The sequence below is a fragment of the Ensifer meliloti genome (genome assembly GCF_030064585.1).
GTDB classification, from domain to species: domain Bacteria; phylum Pseudomonadota; class Alphaproteobacteria; order Rhizobiales; family Rhizobiaceae; genus Sinorhizobium; species Sinorhizobium meliloti.
On sequence record NZ_CP120366.1, the window covers coordinates 161,340 to 178,820 of the forward strand.

A 17,481-nucleotide genomic window follows, 5' to 3' on the forward strand; every position below is an offset into this window, starting at 1 on the left:
CCCTACCTCCAGACGACCGCGAAGACGAGGATGGCCGCGATCAGACCGGCGATCATCGCCAGCACGTAATGGGTGATGACGCCGGTCTGCAAGCGCCGCAATACGCCGCCGCCTTCGAGGATCGATCGGGCGACGCCATTGACGACTCCATCCACGCCATTGAGATCGAGCCGCATCCCCGTGCGCGCCGAGCCGTGCAGGAAGGGCAGAACCGTGGTCTCCGACACGTCGCTGACCGCCTTCTCATAGCGCGCCAACGGTCTTTCTGCGAACCACATGAAGGCGCGGGCGCCCTTGCGATAGAACCAGTCGGTGTCGAGACTGATCGTGTTTTCGGGATCGAGCGCCCGGAGGAAGATCACAAAGCCCAGAGCCGTGAACATCAGGATCCCGAGGCTCTCGGTCACGTGGACGCCGGTATAGGGCTCGAAATCGACAGGATAGGGCAGAAGCGCGTAGAGCGGTCCGGGGAATACGCCGATGGCAATGCAAAGCGCCGCCGCCATGCCCATCGCGGCCAGCATGTTGCCGGGCGGCTCCCGTGCCTGCAGCCCCCGGTCGGTACCGAAGAACATGTAATAGGGGAGTTTGAGCCCGGTGTGCAGGAACGTCCCGGATGACGCCATCGTCAGCGCCAGCATCACCAGCGCGCGGTGATCCTGCCCTGCAGCGGCCACCACCATCGATTTGCTGACGAAACCCGAGAAGAACGGAAATGCCGAGATCGCAAAGGCGCCGATCATATAGAGCGCCACCGTCAGCGGCATTGCCTTGTAGAGCCCGCCAAGCTCCGTGAGCTTGCGCCGGCCTGTGACGTAGATCACCGCCCCGGCGCCCATGAACAGGAGCCCCTTGTAAAGGATGTGCGCGAAGGCGTGACTGGTGGCTCCGTTCACCGCCAGCTCGGTGCCGATGCCGATGCCCGCGACCATGTAGCCCACCTGGCTGACGATATGATAGGCAAGAAGGCGGCGGCAGTCGTTTTCCAGCACCGCATAAATGACGCCATAGAGCGCCATCACCGTGCCGAGCCAGACCAGCAGTTCGATACCCGGAAACGCCCGCGCCAGCACGTAGACGGCGGTCTTGGTCGTGAAGGCGCTCATGAACACCGCCCCGGTGACGGTCGCCTCCGGGTAGGCATCGGTAAGCCAGGCATTGAGCGGCGGCACCGCCGCGTTGAGCAGGAAACCGGCAAGAATGAGGTAGGCACCCGCGCCCAAAGGGCCCTCGACCGGACCGAAGAGCAGCGAGCCTGCGGCTGCCCCATGGAGCAGAATTCCCCCGAGCAGGACGACGCCGCCGGTGACGTGGACCATGAGATACCGAAAAGCGGCGCGGATCGCCTGTCGGCCTCCTTGAGCGAAGACCAGATAAGCCGAGGCGAATGCCATGCCCTCCCAGAACAGGTAGAGGGTCAGATAGTCGCCTGCGAACACCACCCCGAGCGCGCTGCCGACATAGACGAAGGCGGCCACATGCTGGCCGGCGCCGGAAAGGTGCAATGCATAGACCGTGCCGATCAGCGCCATGATGGTGAAGACGGTCGCGAAGACGATGCTGAGCTTGTCGGCCTTCGCAACCAGAATGTCCTGGCCGAGGAACTGCGTCTCGCCATGACTGCCGGGCTCTATCGCCGTGACGGCGACGATCGCCAGTACCGGGATCAGCACGAGATAGGCTTTACGCACCGGTCCCGTTAAGAACGGGATCGGCAGAGCGCCCAGAATGAAGATGAGAGCCGGGTGGACGAAATCAATCATAGTAGTCCTCGCGCCGCATCAGCCCGGCGCGATGGCCGAGAAACTTGGAAACGAAGATGAGCAGCACGCAGGAGCCGAAGCCGTACGCCGCCGGCCAGCCCGGCAGGCGCTCCCACAGGTATTCGGCGTGGTCGCGGGGAACCAGGAAGTCGGCGGCGACGATCAGGACGAGCACCAGATAGAACAGCCGCCGGCGCAACCTCGCATATTGCGCGTCACCAAAGAAATCGACGACAGGCTTGATCATCGGATCACTCCGTCCGCGAGGGTGAGGAAATAGTAGGGGAAGATGCCCATCAGCACTGACAGGATCGCGGTCGCGACCAGCGGGATCGCAACAAGCGGGATTTCGCGGACCGGCGCCCGGCTCTCCTTGGTCTCCGCCTCGAAAAAGGCGGTGTAGCTGACCGGCAGAAAATAGGCGGCATTGAGGACCGAACTTGCGAGCAGCACGGCCAGGAAAGCCATCTGCCCGCCCTCTACCGAGCCCTCCGCCAGATACCACTTGCTGACGAAACCTGCCGTCGGCGGGATGCCGATCATGCTCAGCGATGCGACGAAGAATGCCCCCATCGTCCAGGGAAGCCTCCGGCCGATGCCCGCCATGTCGCTGATGTTGCGTTTTCCGGACGCGCAATAGATCGACCCCGCGCAGAAAAAGAGCGTGATCTTGGAGAATGCATGCGCGGCGATGTGGATGATCCCGCCGACCATGGCCAGCGGCGATAGGAGTACCGCGCCCAACACGATGTAGGAGAGCTGGCTGACGGTCGAATAGGCAAGCCTCGCCTTCAGGTCGTCGCGCGTCAGCGCGTAGACCGATGCCATCAGGATGGTGAATGAGACCAAATAGGCCGTGGCGACCCCAAGGCCCAGTTCCCCGACCGTGCTGACGCCAAAAACATGAAAGATCACCCGCAGCACGCAGAAGACGCCCATTTTGACGACCGCCACGGCATGCAAGAGCGCGCTGACAGGCGTCGGCGCCACCATTGCGGCGGGCAGCCAGGCATGCATCGGCATCACCGCCGCCTTGGCGAAGCCGAAGAGATAGCAGAAATAGACGACAGTGAGCAGCGTCGCCGAGGCATTGGCGCCGGTCAGCAGCCCGCCCCTCACGAAGTCGAGCGACCCGGCGATGTGATAGGTCAGCGCCAAGGCAGCGAGCAGCACGCTTTTCGAAGCGCCCATCAGATAGACGAGATACTTGCGGCTGCCCCGCCATCCTTCTTCGTCCTCGTGGTGGTAGACGAGCGGATAGGTGACGAGGCTCAGCACCTCGTAGAAGATAACCAGCGTGAACAGATTTGCGGCGAAGGCGCCGCCCACTGCGGCCGCGAGGCTGGTGGCGAAGCAGGCGAAAAAGCGGGTCTGCGCGTGCTCGTGCAAGTGCCGCATATAACCGATGGAGTAGACCGCGGCCACGATCCACAGAAGCGAAGAGACAGTCGCGAATACCATGCCGAGCGCATCGGCGCGGAAAGCGAAGTCGATCCCTGGCAGGACCTCGAACAGCCGCAGTTCGACGGTGCCGCCGGCCAGCACCGTGGGCGCCATGGAGACGACGATCGCAAACATGGCAACCGCGGAGATCGGCGATACCGCGTCGCGGAGTTTCTCGCGCTTGTTGAGAAAGAGAATGGCGACGGCCGCCAGTCCGGCGACGGCGACGGCGAGCAGCGGCCGGGTCGATATCACCGGGTCCAAGCCGCTATCCTTTCATGATGGTGACGTCGTCTACCTTGAGGGTGGACTTGTTCCTCACCAGCGCGACCAATATGCCGAGGGCCACGGCAACCTCCGCCGCGGTGATCGCGATGACGAAGATCGCAAAGATCTGTCCGCGGAAGTCGTCGTAGTACTGCCCGAAGGCGATGAAATTGATGTTGACCGAATTGAGCAGAAGCTCCAGCGACATCAGCACGATCAGGATATTGCGCCTCAGAAGGACGCCCCCCGCTCCTATCACAAACAGGGCCACTCCGAGCAGGATCGACCACCAGAGCGGGACCATCAGCCAGGCTCCTTCCGCGCCAGCACGATGGCGCCGACGAGAGCCGCCAGCAGGATGACGGAGGCGACTTCGAACGGCAGGAGATAGTCCGAAAATAGCGTCTTGCTGAGATCTCTGATCGCATCGCCGCCGCGTTCGGCGACGGGGGGCGATTCAATGAAGCGATCGCTCCAGAGCACCAGCACGACCATCTCGGCACCGAGCAGGACGAGAAGCGCGAGCGCCGGCAAATTGCCGCCGGGCATGAAACGCTGCAGCACCGCTTCGCGCACGTCGACCATCATGATCACGAACAGGAACAGGACCATGATCGCGCCGACATAGACGAAGATCTGGATGACCGCGAGCAGCGGCGCGCCGAGCATGACGAAGATTGCGGAAATCTGCAGGAAGCACGCCATCAGCGCCAATGCGCTGTGAACCGGGTTGCGCGCCAGGACCAGCGTCAGGGCTGTGACCACGGACACCGTAGCGAACAGAAGAAAGAACCCCTGATGCATCGACGCCGACCTTTCGCCCACGAACTCTCGGCGCAAGACGGCCGGAGTCGAGATAGCGCCGCACTCACAAATTGTGCCCTAGTATCGGATTTTTCACAAGATTATTGTCGCTCTGACAAATTCCCGATGCTCTATCCGTGCTGAGGCCGTCGGCTCACACCCTAAGACCTTGCCTGTGCGGCGCCGGATCGCTAGCGAATTGTTCGCGCCATTTGGTCTTGCTATTGCATGCTCGTCACCCTTTAATGTTCGAGAGGCCATTGCCGGCCAACTGGCTGAGGAGAGCGCGCCCTCATGAAGCCAATGAACGAAGAGCACCTCGCCGTTCTGCGCAGGCACATGGTCGAGGTGGTCGCAATCTATGCAGACCTTGCAAGTGAAGAACTCGGCAAGGCGGCGCTCGATGAACGGGTAATGGCAGCAATGCTGCGGGTACCCCGGCATCTGTTCGTGCCCGCCCAGGCTGCGCCCTTTGCCTACCAGGACATGCCGCTTCCGATCGGCTTCGATAAAACCGTGTCGCAGCCCTTCATGGTCGCTCTCATGACCGATCTCCTTGCTCCCAAGCCGCATGAGGCCGTGCTCGAGATCGGCACCGGCCTGGGCTATCAAACCGCAATCCTCGCACAACTTGCCGGGAAAATTTGGAGCGTCGAGATTATCGAGGAATTCGCAAGCCATGCCGAGGCTCTCCTGCACGGCCTCGGCATGTCTAATGTCGGTATTCGTATCGGCGACGGTTCACGCGGCTGGCCTGAGCACGCTCCATTCGACAAGATCCTGGTCACGGCGGCGGCTGAGGAGCCGCCTCCGGCTTTGCTCGAGCAGCTCAAGCCAATGGGCCGCCTTGTTCTTCCTGTGGGTTCGGAAGAACAGGTGCTGACTGTCATCGACAAGGATTCGGAAGGGCAATTCCTGGCGCGGCAACTCATCCCGGTTCGGTTCAGCAAGCTCGAGGCGGTCTAAGGCGCGCGTACCCTGCCGCAGGAGAGGCTGTATCTTTCTCCGGGAACAATTTGCAGTCGCGATCAGTTGACCCAATTTGCACAACCTAGTGGGGATTTCTTCCAATGCACTACAGCGCCTCACCGGTCTAAGTGTCGTGTCATGAACGCACCGACACCCGAACCGCCCTCCCATAGATCCCATGATCTCTTCCAGCGGCTTATGGATGGCATTGCCGAACCGGTGATTATCAAGGACGATGCGTCACGGTTCGTCTTCATCAACGACGCGGCATGCGACCTTCTGGGAAAAGACCGGAACCAGCTCATTGGTCGGACCGACCACGACATATTACCGGGGGAGCAGGCAGACAGGATCGTCTCGCTCGACACAGTCGTACTTTCGACAGGCGAAGGCCACGAGCTGGAAGAGCAAATCACGACGCCCGATGGGACAGAGCGCACGCTCCTGACGAAGAAACGGTGCGTGAGCATTCCCGCCGGTTCGACGCAAGAGAAGTTCGTGGTCGTAACGATCGTGGATATCACCAACCTGCGCAGGACCGAAGAGACCCTCCGAGCGAGCGAAGAGCACTATCGCTCTCTGGTCGACCTTCACCCGCAAGTTCCCTGGACCGCAGACACGGCGGGAGAGGTCCTGGAGGTTGGCCCACGATGGAGCGAGCTGACCGGACTGGGCGAAAAAGAGACACTCGGCAGCGGATGGGCCAAAGCGGTTCATCCGCAGGACGCGGAGGCTTTGCAAGAGGAATGGCGCCGGTCCCTGGCAAGCGGTGCACCGTTCGACTGCGAATACAGGCTCTTGACCAAGACCGGCGATTATCGATGGTTCCGCGCTCGCGCAGCCGCAAAGCGTGACGCGGATGGAAAAATCGTGCGCTGGTACGGCGTTTTGGAGGATATCGACGAAAGGCGGCGCGCTGCCGACGACTTGCGCGAAAGCGAGGCCCGCTTTCGAGCCATCGCTGACGACGCCCCCGTCATGATCTGGGTAGCGGACCCCACAGGCGACACAAGCTTCTTTAATCGCTTGTGGTTGGAAACGACTGGGCAAACAGAGGCTGAGGCGCTCGGTTTCGGTTGGGTCGACGTCATCCATCCCGATGATCGCCAAGCAGTCGAGGAGACATTCTTCAGGGCGACTGCGGGCAAGGAACCGGTGCGCAGTGAGTACCGGTTGCGACGAGCCGACGGAAGCTGGGCATGGGTCATCGACGTCGGGCAACCGCGCTTCTCCGCCAACGGAACGTTCCTCGGATATGTAGGATCCGTTCTCGACATCACGGAACGCCGAGCCGCGGAGATCGCTCAACAGGAAGCTCAGGCGTTTATCAGAAGCATCTTTGACAGCAGCCCCGACTGTGTGCGCGTGCTCGACATGGAGGGACGGCCCCTGCTCATGAACGAGGCCGGGCGGCGTATCTTCGGACTGAACGAAGGCGCGCCGGTGACGGGGCAGACATGGGACTCCATCGGGCGAGCTTCCGACGCCGATAAGGTCGAGGCGGCCTGGGAAAGCGTCAGACGCGGCAAGACAGCGCGTTTCGAGATTTCCCTTCGGGATGCCGGCGGTGAAGAAAGATGCATGGACGTGATCTCGGCCCCGATCACGGACCATCAAGGAAAACCGTTCAGAATCCTGTCGATCTGGCGCGACATTACCGATGCGAAGCGAGCAAGCGACGAAATCAGTCGTGCGCAAAGGCACGCCGAAGCCGCTGCCGACCAACTTTCCTCGGTTCTCGAGAGCACCATGGATAGCGTCATGCTGCTCGACGCAGACTGGCGCGTGCGCTATCTCAACGAGAATGCCCGGAAGCTCCTGCAGGTCGGAGACGAGGCCCTCGGAAGAGTGTTCTGGAAACTCTTCCCCGAAGAGGAGGAGGGGAGCTTCGCCAAGCATTGCCGCGAAGTGATGGACCGACGGGTCCGCTCCTTTTTTGAGGACCATTTGTCGTCGCTCGGCCGCTGGGTCGAAGCGAACGCCTCCCCAACGCGAGACGGCATTTCCATTTTCTGCCGAGACATAACCGAGCGGCGTCGCGCGGAAGAAGACACCCTGCTCGCCCAAAAGCAGATGGCGCATATGGCCAGGCACGACATGCTCACGGGCCTCGCGAACCGGATGTTCTTCCGCGAATGCTTCGAGGAAGCGCTGAACGAGAGCAACCATGCGCGTATGGCAGTGCTCTGCCTGGACCTTGACGGCTTCAAGGCCGTCAACGACACGCTCGGCCATCCGGCCGGCGACGCTTTACTGCGCCAGGTTTCCACAAGACTGATCCAGGCAGTCAGGAGCACGGAAACCGTCGCGCGACTTGGGGGTGACGAATTCGCCATAATACAACCTCTGATGGAGTCACGTGACGAAGCTTTCCGCCTCGCACAGCGACTGATCGATACCCTTTCCGAGCCCTTCAGTATCGAGGGCGCCGCCGCAACCGTCGGGACCAGCATCGGAATTGCCTTTGCGCCAGAAGACGGAACCTCTGCAGATGAGTTGATCAAGGCGGCTGATATCGCACTCTACAGTGCGAAATCTAGCGGCCGCGGCACCTACAAGCTTTTCGACGTGGCGATGCATGCGCAGTTGCAAACACACCAGCAGATGAAGATCACAATGCGGGACGCGCTGGCGAAGGGAGAGTTCGAGCTGCACTATCAGCCGCTGGTGAGCTTGGAGTCGCGTTGCGTGAGCTGCTGCGAGGCGTTGTTGCGATGGCGGCACCCCGACCGTGGAATGATCGCCCCGTCCGAATTCATTCCAATTGCCGAAGAAACCGGCTTGATCGTTCCGATTGGCGAGTGGATCCTGGGCGAGGCATGCCGCCAGGCCGCGCGCTGGCCGGAACGTGTGAGTGTTGCCGTAAACCTCTCCCCTGTCCAGTTCAAGCATCGCAACCTGGTGAGGGCCGTCGCCAAGGCCCTTTCAGCCACCCGGCTTGATCCCGCTCGTCTGCAACTGGAGATCACGGAAACGGTTCTCCTGGACGAGAGTGAGCATAATCTCGAGCTGCTACAGGACTTGCGAAGGCTCGGCGTCAAGATCGCGATGGACGATTTCGGAACGGGTTATTCCTCACTTGGGTACTTGCGCAGCTTTCCGTTCGACAAGATCAAGGTTGACCAGGCCTTTGTCCGGGACCTGCCGCACGGCAAGGAGTCCCTCGCGATCGTCAAGGCCGTCGCGGGCCTTGGGCAAAGCCTTGGCATGACGACCTCGGTCGAGGGCGTCGAAACGGAGGATCAGCTGGCGGTGGTGGATTCGGAGGGCTTCAATGAGGTGCAGGGCTACCTCTTTTCTCGCCCCCTGCCCGCCGCGGAAATTTCCAAGCTGATCGCGGCCGGTTCCCTCTAACTCGATTGCCGCAGTTGCCAACAGGGCAGGAATTAGCCCTACACGTCTCGCGGCGTGTGTGGCACAATCCAATTACTACCAGTCATTGATGGAAATGGCGGGAACTCATTCGCGGAGACGATCGTTAGTTGCAAGTCGACTAGACGGGTTCGGAAGCCCTTGGCGTGAGCCAGCGAGCGGGGATAGCGTAATGAATGCCTCAGGCGTCGCACTTATTGCCGATGACGATGAATTCTTCAGGATTGCGCTTGGCTTCATTTTGAAGAGCAAATTGCGCTTTACCGAGATTATCGAGACTGGGTCACTCGACGAGGCAATCGAGAGGCTTTCCGAACGCGAAGACGTCTCGCTGGCACTATTCGACCTGGCGATGCCGGGCATGCAAAGCGTTGCCAGCCTTGCTGCCGTGCGCGACGTCCACCCGGATTTGAAAGTCGCGGTCGTTTCGGCATCGTCGCGTCGATCGGATATCCTCTCCGCCCTGACGGCAGGCATAAACGGTTATGTCCCCAAGGGGCTCGGCGCGACCGATCTCGCCGAGGCGGTTCGCGCCATTCTCAACGGATCCGTCTATGTCCCGCCCTCCATCGCAGGCCGCGCCTCCCCTTCCGAGGCAGAGACGCCCGCGCCTGGCGGGGGCGTCCAGAACGAACGCCACCGTACGATCGAATTCCTCACGCCGAGGCAGCGCGAAGTCTTGCAGCTCCTTGTACAGGGCTTCTCGAACAAGGAAATCGCACGCAAGCTGAAACTCGGCGAAGGCACCGTGAAGATCCACATGGCAGCACTATTCCGAAGCCTGCGGGTCAGGAACCGCCAGGAGGCGGCCGCAGCCGGAGCACGTCTTTTGCCGATGACCGAAAACCGACAATAGTCCGCTTGGATAGGCCGCCCTCTAGGTCATCCGGACGAATAGCGCAAATGCACGCCAGGACGTAGTGACGACAGCAGTCAATGTATGTGGAACGAAAATGCGCCAGCCGGTTTCGACAGAGAGCTTCATCCCGAACGGGCAACGAGGTGTCCAGTGACCAGGCACGGCCCGTCGCTGGAGCTCGCTGAACAGGTTGCAGGCAGGGTCGGCCTGAGCTTCTCGGCATCCCGGAAAGAAACCGTCGCTTCGGCGATAGACCGGGTCATGGTGCGGCGCGGCATTGGCGAGGGTCGCTTGCTTCTCGACCGGCTGGGATCGGACGAGGATTTGACCGAGGACGTGATCTCCGCGGTCACAGTTGCCGAAACGCATTTCTTCCGCGGGCCCGAGCAATTCGAGCTGATACGGCAAACAATTCTCCCGGAATTGCTGCGACGTCGGCCCGAGGGGTCTCCTCTGCGAATCTGGAGCGTCGGCTGCGCGACGGGCGAGGAACCGTATTCGCTTGCCATTCTATGCGAAGAGGAAGGCCTCTTGGACGGCGTCCGGATCGATGCAGCCGATATTTCGAGGAGGGCTCTCGCCGCGGCCAAGGCTGGCGACTACGGCGAGTGGGCCTTGAGGAATACGGGCCCGAGGCTGAGGCAGCGGTATTTCACTTCGTGCGAGGGGCGTTTTCGACTGAACGAGCGATTGCGCCGGCAGGTCGACTTCGCTCATCTGAACCTCGGCACCGACGCGCTTCCGGCACCGGAAAAGCGATTGTCTGACTTCGATTTGATCCTTTGCCGCAACGTGCTCGTCTATCTCGAAGCGAGCGCAGTGCGCCGCATCGCCCGTCAGCTTCTGGGTTCCCTTTCCGATGGCGGCTGGCTGCTGACGGCCCCGACCGACCCGCCCCTGTGGAAATACGCCCCCTTCGAGACGTCGATCACGCCCGCGGGCATTGTCTACCGCCGCATCATGGCTCCGGACACACGCAAAAGCTCGACCGCGTGCGTCGCTCCCGTCCAACGCCAAACCGGCAACCCGGTCGCGGGCGTTCCGCTCGCCCGGGCTCGCGCCGCGGCCTCGGGAAAAACGACCGGCGACGATACGGCCGAGGCCATCGCCCGGCAAATCCGATCGCGTTTCGACCTGGGTGAGCCCCGCGAGGCCGCGCGCCTTGCCGCCCGAGCGATCGAGAGGCATCCGCTATCAGCGGAACTGCACTTCCTTGAAGGTGTCTCCCGGATGGCCAGCGGCGAGACCGATGCGGCGAAGGCAGCACTCCGGCGGGTGGCATATCTCGACGGCAAACTGGCGGCTGCACAGTTCTTACTCGGTGTCTGCCTCAAGGACAGCGATCCGCGGGCGGCCCTGCGCGCCCTCGAAAATGCGCTCTCGTCCTGCCTATCTCGCTCGCCGCGCGAACACGTTGAGTTGATGCCCGAGGCAACGGCCGGCCATCTGGCACAGCGTGCACGGCGAGAGATCGCCACGATACGCCAACATCTCGGGAGCGAAGCCGGATGAAGACACCTTCCCGTCCCGCCGCGCGTCCGCTCGACTGGACCGCCGTCAGAAGCCGTATGGCAGCCGCGATAGAACAGACGGAGGCGCTTCTGGAAGCGGCACAACAGGATTCGGAAGCGCAATACGAGCAACGATCACCCCGTGTGGCCGTTGACGTATCCGCCGGGCAAAGCGAAGAACAGGCCGTCGGTCTTGTGATCTTCGTCCTGGCGGATCGCCACTTTGCCTTGGAGATCCGCTACGTTTGCGAAATCGTTTCGAGGGCACGCGTCAGCCCGCTCCCCGGAATGCCCCCGCATGCCTGTGGCGTTTACGACCTGCGCGGTCAACTGCTTCCCGTGTTCGATCTGCGCGGACCGCTCGATCTCCCGCAAGAGGCCCGTATCGCCGACGACTGGGCGATCGTGTGCGGGCAGGAACGGCCCGAATTCCTGATACTTTCCGAAGCCGCCCCAGAAATATCGACGCTCCCGCTGGAGGAAATCCGAGCAGCGGAGCCCGCTCCAGGCAAACCATGGCATTGGGCGGCGACGAAAATCGGGGCGGTCATTCTCGACGGCCGCCGCCTTTTGGATGACCGCCGCTTCTTTCTTGAGGATGAGCAGATCACCGCCAGCGACGAGACGGAAAGGACCGAGTTCCATGAGTCCCCGACCAGCGAATAGCCTCTATGGCGCATTGGGGTTGGCAATGCTCCTATTCCTGGCAGCATCGGCGCTGCTTGTCGGGTCCAGCTTCATTGCTCTGGAACGCGTGCGGGCCGATCTCGCGGCAACGTCCTCGCTTGGCAAGGAACGGCTCGCCTACCAGATGATCTACACGGCCAGTCACCTGGAACGAGCGGAGGGTCCGGCTCGGGCCGCTGCTACCGATGAGCTGCGCCGGTTGATGGCTCGCAATGAGCGGCTTCTTGCGAGCCTGGCGAATAGCGAAGAAGGGATCGGTCTGGCGGCGGCGAACGATCCTGCTGCTCTCACGCAGCTTGAGCAAGCCCGCCAACAATGGCAGGATGAAGTCAGGCCCGGTCTGGAAAGCGTTATGGCCAGCGCACCGCGCAGTCGCGGCGCACTGGACGAGCTGGATCCCGTGATCAGAGCGTTTGCGGCGCGTCTGGACGGATTGATCAGCCGCATCGAACAGGCCGGAGTGACCCGGCTCCAGCGCTCCCAATTGCTGCAGTTTGGTTTTTCGGCACTCGCCCTGCTGCTGCTCCTTCACGTGCTGCGGGTCGTGCGCCGTCTGGCCCGCCGCACGCGCGCGCTCGCGGTCCTGGCGGAAAAGGTCAGCGCCGGCGACCTGGCGCAGAAGGCATCCGTGGAGGGCAGCGACGAGCTCGCGGTTCTCGGCGACTCCTTCAACGCGATGACCGCAAGGCTTGCCGGTATGATCGACAACGAGCGGGGCAGCAGGGAGCGGCTCGAGAAGTTGCTCGCCACGATTTCTGAAACGGCGCAACACCTCTCATCGTCAGCTGCCGAAATTCTCGCCGGCACCACGCAGCAGGTCGAAGGCATGCGCGAGCAGTCCTCGGCCGTTGCCCAGACGGTCACGAGCGTCGACGAGGTATTGCAGACGTCGGAACAGGCAGCACAGCGCGCGCAGCACGTTGCCGCCTCCTACGACAACGCCGTCAAGATCAGCAATGAGGGCCGCAGAGCGCTCGACGACACGGTGCAGGTGATGAATGCCGTTAGTGCCCGGACGGAGACGATCGCTGCGGATATTCTGTCGCTTGCGGAAAACAGCCTCGAAATCGGCGAAATCGTCTCGGTCGTTGCCGAGATCGCGGACCAGACGAACCTCCTGGCATTGAATGCTGCGATCGAGGCATCGCGTGCCGGCGAACACGGCAGGGGCTTCAATGTTGTCGCCAGCGAGATCCGGACGCTTGCCGACCAGTCGAAATCTGCGACCACCAGGGTCCGCCGCATCCTCATGGAAATTCAAAAATCGACAAACTCCGCGGTGATCGGCGCCGAGGATGGATCCAAGAGCGTCAGCCGTGCGCTCGAGACGGTCAGCGAAGCGGGCGAAACCATTCGGCAACTCGAGGCAATCGTCGCCGATTCCGCGCGATCGGTCGCTCAAATCGCCGCCTCGGCTGGTCAGCAACGCGCCGGAATGAAGCAGATTCACGAAGCGATGCATTACATCGAACAGACCAGCAGCCAGAACCTCTCGGCGATACGCCAGGCAGAGGAGGCCGCAAAAGATCTGAATGAACTCGGCTCGAGGCTGAAGGAAATGCTCACCGACCACGGCAACGAACATGATAACACCTGAAGAACTCGACCCCGGCTTATTGACCATGTTCACTCAAGAAGTGCGGGAACGTGCGTCGGAGATGGAGAACGCCGTGCTCGCAATTGAGGCGTCCGGCGACGCAGATCGGAAACGGCATCTGCAGGAACAGCTTCTAAGAGTGGCGCATAGCCTCAAGGGTGCCGCCGGCCTGCTTCAGGTGCGCGGCGTCGAAACGATTTGTCACTGGATGGAGGAAATTCTCTCGATCGCTGCGAATGTAGGGCTTGTTCTCGAACGATCGAGGCTTGACCTGCTACTGTCGGCTGCGGACGCAATCAGGGACGCGGCCAATCTGCTTGAGAGCGGCGAAATCCCCTCTCCCGCGCATGGCCAGGACGTGGTCGAAAAGCTGAAGGCCGTCGCAACCGCGGGTTGCGATGACGGCTTGAAAGAAGCGCACCACCATCCGCCCATGGCGGAACCGGGGATCGCCATTCGCGCCACCGACACCGACGGGTCCATGCGCGTCTCAGCCGCGCGCCTGGATGCACTCCTTTACAGGAGCGGTGAGATGTTGACCTTCAATGCCGTCATGCGGCGTCATGCCGAACAGGCCTCTTCGCTGCGCGAGGAAGCAAGGAAAATGCGCGCACCGGGTTCTGATCCCACCGGACAGGTGGCGAGCGTCGAAGGCGGCCTGCGTCAGCTCGCAGCATTCCTCCGCCAGGACGTTCGCCTGATGCAAAGTGCCGTGACCGCACTCGACGAGGAGATCAGACTTGCGCGCACGCAGCCCTTTGCAGAGGCCTGCAAGGGTCTGGGCCGCATCGTCCGGGACGTGGCGGCGGCATCGGGCAAACGCGCAGAGCTGGAGATCAGCGGCGGAGAGTTAGAGGTCGATCGCTCCATTGTTTCAGCGCTGCAGGATTCGCTTCGCCACCTCGTCCGCAACGCGGTTGCGCATGGAATCCAGACGCCGGAGGAGCGTCGGACGGCAGGACGGCCGGAAAAGGGCAGGATTCTGGTTTCGGCCGCGATGCGCGGAAACCGGATGGAGGTTCGCGTCGAAGACGACGGCCGCGGCCTGAATTTGGCTTTGCTGAGTGCGGCGACAGGCGAAAGCACACATGGCAAGCAGGCCGAAGCGGATATCCTGCGGCGTGTCTTCGAGCCGGGCGTCTCCACCTCGGCGACCGTCACCAGCCTCTCAGGGCGAGGTATAGGTCTCGATATCGTGAAAAGGAATGTGGAAAAGCTACGCGGCGCGATCGACGTATCGCAGGTACCTACCGGCGGTGCTGCCTTCACCCTCACCCTGCCTTTGACCCTTGCAACGGTTCGCGTTCTGGAAGTTCTTGCAGGAGGACATGTGTTCACGATCGACACCACGTCCGTCCAGCGCGTTATCCGGATCGACCGGGGGGACTTCACGCTGATAGAGGGCAGGAATTTCGTCCGTACCCCCGCAGGTCCGATGCCCTTCGTCGATGTTTCACTCTGGCTCCGCCTCCAGCCGAATCGCAGTCCTGCGAGCGAAACGACGCCGGCAGTGGTCGTCGACTCGCCGAGCGGGTCCACGGCAGTGCTCGTCGACGAAATCACCGGGGAACAGGAATTGCTCGCACGATCGCTCGGTCCGCGCCTGGCAAATGTCCGGCGTTACAGCGGTGGCATGGTGCTCCCGGACGGGCGCATCGCCCTCCTTCTGAACGTCGCAGCTCTCGCGGAAGCTGCCGCCGAGGTGCGGCCTCGCAACGAGGTCGTCGCGCGCCGGAGCGTTGCGGCCGCTCGTCGGAAGGTCCTTGTCGTCGACGATTCGAAATATGTGCGAACATTGGTGAAGCTCATACTGGAAGGCGCAGGATACGATGTGACGATGGCGACCGACGGCACGGAAGCGTTAAAGCAGCTTCGCGACCATGGAGCCGACGTCGTCGTAGCCGACGTCGACATGCCGTCGATGAACGGCTTCGAGCTCACCCGGGCCATTCGCCAGTCGGACCGCTTTACCGGCACGCCCGTCGTACTCGTCACCGGGCGGGAATCCCTGGAGGACAAGGTGAAAGGACTGCGCGCAGGCGCAAACGCCTATCTGAGGAAGGATCAGTTCGATGCGCACGACTTCCTGGAAACAATGCGGCAGGTCGTTTGAGGGACGAGAATGGTACGCATTCTTCTCGCGACATCGACAGTCGAGCTCGAGGATCTCGTAAGGAGGGCTATCGAGGGGGACGCCTCAGCGGAGCTCGTACTGATCGCAAGAAGCGGGAGAGAAGCCGTTAGAATGACCGGCGAACTCTTGCCGGACATTGTCGCCGTGGAGCTCTGCCCCTCCGGGGATGACAGCGCAGAAACGGTCAGGGAGATAATGATCGCGGCACCGACACCGGTCGTAATGCTCTCCCATCGGGACGGCTCGCAGCTCGGGACCATATCGGCGCGGGCACTCGAAGCGGGCGCTCTCGCGGTCATCCCGGCGCCGGCCGCGCACGGCATGCCGCTCGAACAACCGGCCATCGAAAAGTTCCTCTCGACGATCAAGGCCATGTCGCAGGTAAAGGTCGTCCGGCAATGGCGCCAGAAGGTCCGCGGAGATCGCGCGGCTAAAGACCAACCGCCAACGGCAAGGACGCCGATCGGAATCGTGGGAATCGCGGCCTCGACCGGTGGGCCGGCGGCGATCCGTGCGATACTGAAAGACATCTCAGCCGATCTCCCGGTGCCGATCCTCATCGTCCAGCACATGTCGAACGGCTTCATCGACGGCGTTGCCGCCTCTCTCAACGCGACCGTGCCGCTCACGGTGAAGGTCGCCAGGAATGGAGAGCTTCTCAAACCCGGCACGGTCTACCTAGCGCCGGACAACTGTCAGCTCGGCGTCTCGGGCAGGTCACGCCTACGCGTCTCGGACGATGCTCCCGTCAACGGCTTCAAACCGTCCGGATCCTACCTCTTCGGCTCGATCGCGCGTGCCTTCAAGGGAGAGTCCCTCGCAGTCGTCCTGACCGGAATGGGCGATGACGGAACCGAGGGGCTTCGGGCACTGCGCATGGCGGGCGGCAAGGCAATCGCGCAGGATGAGAAGAGCTCGGTCGTCTTCGGCATGCCGAAGTCGGCGATCGGTGCCGGTCTCGTGGACCTGGTGCTGCCGCTGGAAAGCATAGCCGAGAACATCACCGCCATCGCCCGGGGGCGGAGCGAACCGGAAGGGGAAACGAGGACATGAAAGCTGTGGCGCCCACGCGTCGGATTTGACGCGCAGGCGCCAGACCGCCCCCCTCTAGGTGCTCATGATCTGAATGACCGCCGGTGTGATGATCACCGCGAAGAGGACCGGCAGGAAGAACAGGATCATCGGCACGGTGAGCTTGGGCGGAAGGGCAGCCGCTCTTTTCTCGGCCTCGCTCATGCGCATGTCCCGGTTCTCCTGTGCCATCACGCGCAGCGCCTGACCGAGCGGCGTGCCGTATTTCTCCGCCTGGATGAGGCTGGTCACGACGGCGCGCACGCCCTCCACGCCGGTTCTCTGCCCTAGATTCTCGAAGGCTTGCCGCCGGTCCTGCAGGTAGGAAAGCTCCGCAGTCGTCAGCAGGATCTCCTCCGCAGTTTCCGGCGATTGCGTGCCGATCTCCTCCCCAACCTTTCGGAAGGCGCTTTCGATCCCCATGCCGGCTTCGACGGTAATCAACAGAAGGTCCAGCGCCTCCGGCCAGGAACGCCGGATAGACTGCTGCCGCTTGGTGATCCTGTTCCTGACGAAGATCGCCGGAGAGAAATATCCGAGCGCGCCCATGGCGGCGGCCATCGCCACCACCAGAAGCAGCGGTGCCTCCGGGCGAACCACCAGCAGGATATAAAGCAAGCAGGCCGCGAAGATGGCAACCGGCGCAATCAGCCGGAAAGCAAGGAAGGCGGTCACGGCGGCATGGCCCCTATAACCCGCCATGCTCAACTTGCGCACGATCTCGCCGTCCTCCGCCTGCTTGGCAAGACGGAAGCGGTCGACGATCGCCTGAAAGAGGCGCTTGGGTTCCACACGCAAGGATACCCTGCTCTTCTCTTCCAGCCGGGCGCGTTCGCGCTGGCGGATACGCTCGCGTTCGCCCTCCACCCTTCGCATACGGTCTGACAGCGTGTCCCGGAAGACGTAAGGCCAGGAAACGACCACGACCGCTGAAAAGGCGGAGAAGCCGGCCATTATAGCCGCCAACTGTTCCGGATCGGGGATATGGACGCCAAGGTTCATCT

14 protein-coding genes are annotated in these 17,481 nt (G+C 62.2%); 8 read left to right on the plus strand and 6 right to left on the minus strand.

The window, feature by feature from the left end; all coding sequences use genetic code 11:
* Positions 1-2 precede the first annotated feature (2 nt).
* From PZL22_RS25180 to PZL22_RS25200, 5 genes are read right to left on the minus strand one after another with little or no spacing between them, the layout of a single operon-like run.
* On the minus strand, positions 3-1,763 hold the full coding sequence (locus PZL22_RS25180) for a Na(+)/H(+) antiporter subunit D (RefSeq protein WP_127622148.1): 1,761 nt from the start codon (positions 1,761-1,763) through the stop codon (positions 3-5).
* A complete protein-coding gene (locus tag PZL22_RS25185) occupies positions 1,756-2,010 on the minus strand; it encodes a hypothetical protein (protein ID WP_013845546.1) in 255 nt (84 codons plus the stop codon). The genes PZL22_RS25180 and PZL22_RS25185 overlap by 8 nt, the downstream gene beginning before the upstream one ends.
* The gene (locus PZL22_RS25190; RefSeq protein ID WP_284718766.1) at positions 2,007-3,470 is read right to left on the minus strand and encodes a monovalent cation/H+ antiporter subunit D family protein; all 1,464 of its coding nucleotides are present in this window, start codon (positions 3,468-3,470) and stop codon (positions 2,007-2,009) included. Before PZL22_RS25190 ends, PZL22_RS25185 begins: the two co-directional genes overlap by 4 nt.
* Before the next feature lie 4 nt (positions 3,471-3,474).
* The gene (gene nuoK, locus PZL22_RS25195) at positions 3,475-3,777 is read right to left on the minus strand and encodes an NADH-quinone oxidoreductase subunit NuoK (protein ID WP_003526959.1); all 303 of its coding nucleotides are present in this window, start codon (positions 3,775-3,777) and stop codon (positions 3,475-3,477) included.
* Complete coding sequence (locus PZL22_RS25200) at positions 3,777-4,277, minus strand: NADH-quinone oxidoreductase subunit J family protein (RefSeq protein ID WP_010967808.1); 501 nt, start codon at positions 4,275-4,277, stop codon at positions 3,777-3,779. Before PZL22_RS25200 ends, nuoK begins: the two co-directional genes overlap by 1 nt.
* A 294-nt stretch (positions 4,278-4,571) precedes the next feature.
* Between PZL22_RS25200 and PZL22_RS25205 the strand changes: the two genes are divergently transcribed.
* The 8 genes from PZL22_RS25205 (at position 4,572) to PZL22_RS25240 (ending at position 16,459) form a co-directional block, all read left to right on the plus strand.
* The gene (locus tag PZL22_RS25205; RefSeq protein WP_010967809.1) at positions 4,572-5,243 is read left to right on the plus strand and encodes a protein-L-isoaspartate(D-aspartate) O-methyltransferase; all 672 of its coding nucleotides are present in this window, start codon (positions 4,572-4,574) and stop codon (positions 5,241-5,243) included.
* A 141-nt stretch (positions 5,244-5,384) separates the two neighbouring features.
* Positions 5,385-8,600 carry a PAS domain S-box protein gene (locus tag PZL22_RS25210; protein ID WP_284718767.1) on the plus strand — a complete coding sequence of 1,072 codons (3,216 nt, stop codon included), beginning with the start codon at positions 5,385-5,387 and terminating at the stop codon, positions 8,598-8,600.
* A gap of 190 nt (positions 8,601-8,790) precedes the next feature.
* Entirely contained in the window at positions 8,791-9,474 is a 684-nt protein-coding gene (locus tag PZL22_RS25215) for a LuxR C-terminal-related transcriptional regulator (RefSeq protein WP_010967811.1), read from the plus strand.
* 153 nt (positions 9,475-9,627) lie between these two features.
* A complete protein-coding gene (locus tag PZL22_RS25220) occupies positions 9,628-10,989 on the plus strand; it encodes a CheR family methyltransferase (RefSeq protein WP_014531473.1) in 1,362 nt (453 codons plus the stop codon).
* Complete coding sequence (locus PZL22_RS25225; protein WP_013845551.1) at positions 10,986-11,654, plus strand: chemotaxis protein CheW; 669 nt, start codon at positions 10,986-10,988, stop codon at positions 11,652-11,654. Before PZL22_RS25220 ends, PZL22_RS25225 begins: the two co-directional genes overlap by 4 nt.
* Positions 11,632-13,272 carry a methyl-accepting chemotaxis protein gene (locus PZL22_RS25230; protein WP_164841150.1) on the plus strand — a complete coding sequence of 547 codons (1,641 nt, stop codon included), beginning with the start codon at positions 11,632-11,634 and terminating at the stop codon, positions 13,270-13,272. Before PZL22_RS25225 ends, PZL22_RS25230 begins: the two co-directional genes overlap by 23 nt.
* Entirely contained in the window at positions 13,259-15,385 is a 2,127-nt protein-coding gene (locus tag PZL22_RS25235) for a hybrid sensor histidine kinase/response regulator (protein ID WP_014531470.1), read from the plus strand. Before PZL22_RS25230 ends, PZL22_RS25235 begins: the two co-directional genes overlap by 14 nt.
* A 9-nt stretch (positions 15,386-15,394) precedes the next feature.
* Positions 15,395-16,459 (plus strand): chemotaxis protein CheB, encoded by a 1,065-nt coding sequence (locus PZL22_RS25240; protein ID WP_017263689.1) that lies wholly within the window; start codon positions 15,395-15,397, stop codon positions 16,457-16,459.
* A 54-nt stretch (positions 16,460-16,513) separates the two neighbouring features.
* Here PZL22_RS25240 and PZL22_RS25245 read toward each other — a convergent pair whose 3' ends face one another.
* A complete protein-coding gene (locus tag PZL22_RS25245) occupies positions 16,514-17,479 on the minus strand; it encodes a type II secretion system F family protein (protein ID WP_010967817.1) in 966 nt (321 codons plus the stop codon).
* Between the last annotated feature and the right edge of the window lie 2 nt (positions 17,480-17,481).

What these genes read in the sequence shown, in the direction of transcription:
- PZL22_RS25180 (WP_127622148.1), bottom strand. Translation starts at nt 1,763, where the DNA reads ATGATTGATTTCGTCCACCCGGCTCTCATCTTCATTCTGGGCGCTCTG.
- PZL22_RS25185 (WP_013845546.1), bottom strand. Translation starts at nt 2,010, where the DNA reads ATGATCAAGCCTGTCGTCGATTTCTTTGGTGACGCGCAATATGCGAGG.
- nuoK (WP_003526959.1), bottom strand. Translation starts at nt 3,777, where the DNA reads ATGGTCCCGCTCTGGTGGTCGATCCTGCTCGGAGTGGCCCTGTTTGTG.
- PZL22_RS25200 (WP_010967808.1), bottom strand. Translation starts at nt 4,277, where the DNA reads ATGCATCAGGGGTTCTTTCTTCTGTTCGCTACGGTGTCCGTGGTCACA.
- PZL22_RS25205 (WP_010967809.1), top strand. Translation starts at nt 4,572, where the DNA reads ATGAAGCCAATGAACGAAGAGCACCTCGCCGTTCTGCGCAGGCACATG.
- PZL22_RS25210 (WP_284718767.1), top strand. Translation starts at nt 5,385, where the DNA reads ATGAACGCACCGACACCCGAACCGCCCTCCCATAGATCCCATGATCTC.
- PZL22_RS25215 (WP_010967811.1), top strand. Translation starts at nt 8,791, where the DNA reads ATGAATGCCTCAGGCGTCGCACTTATTGCCGATGACGATGAATTCTTC.
- PZL22_RS25225 (WP_013845551.1), top strand. Translation starts at nt 10,986, where the DNA reads ATGAAGACACCTTCCCGTCCCGCCGCGCGTCCGCTCGACTGGACCGCC.
- PZL22_RS25230 (WP_164841150.1), top strand. Translation starts at nt 11,632, where the DNA reads ATGAGTCCCCGACCAGCGAATAGCCTCTATGGCGCATTGGGGTTGGCA.
- PZL22_RS25235 (WP_014531470.1), top strand. Translation starts at nt 13,259, where the DNA reads ATGATAACACCTGAAGAACTCGACCCCGGCTTATTGACCATGTTCACT.
- PZL22_RS25240 (WP_017263689.1), top strand. Translation starts at nt 15,395, where the DNA reads ATGGTACGCATTCTTCTCGCGACATCGACAGTCGAGCTCGAGGATCTC.
- PZL22_RS25245 (WP_010967817.1), bottom strand. Translation starts at nt 17,479, where the DNA reads ATGAACCTTGGCGTCCATATCCCCGATCCGGAACAGTTGGCGGCTATA.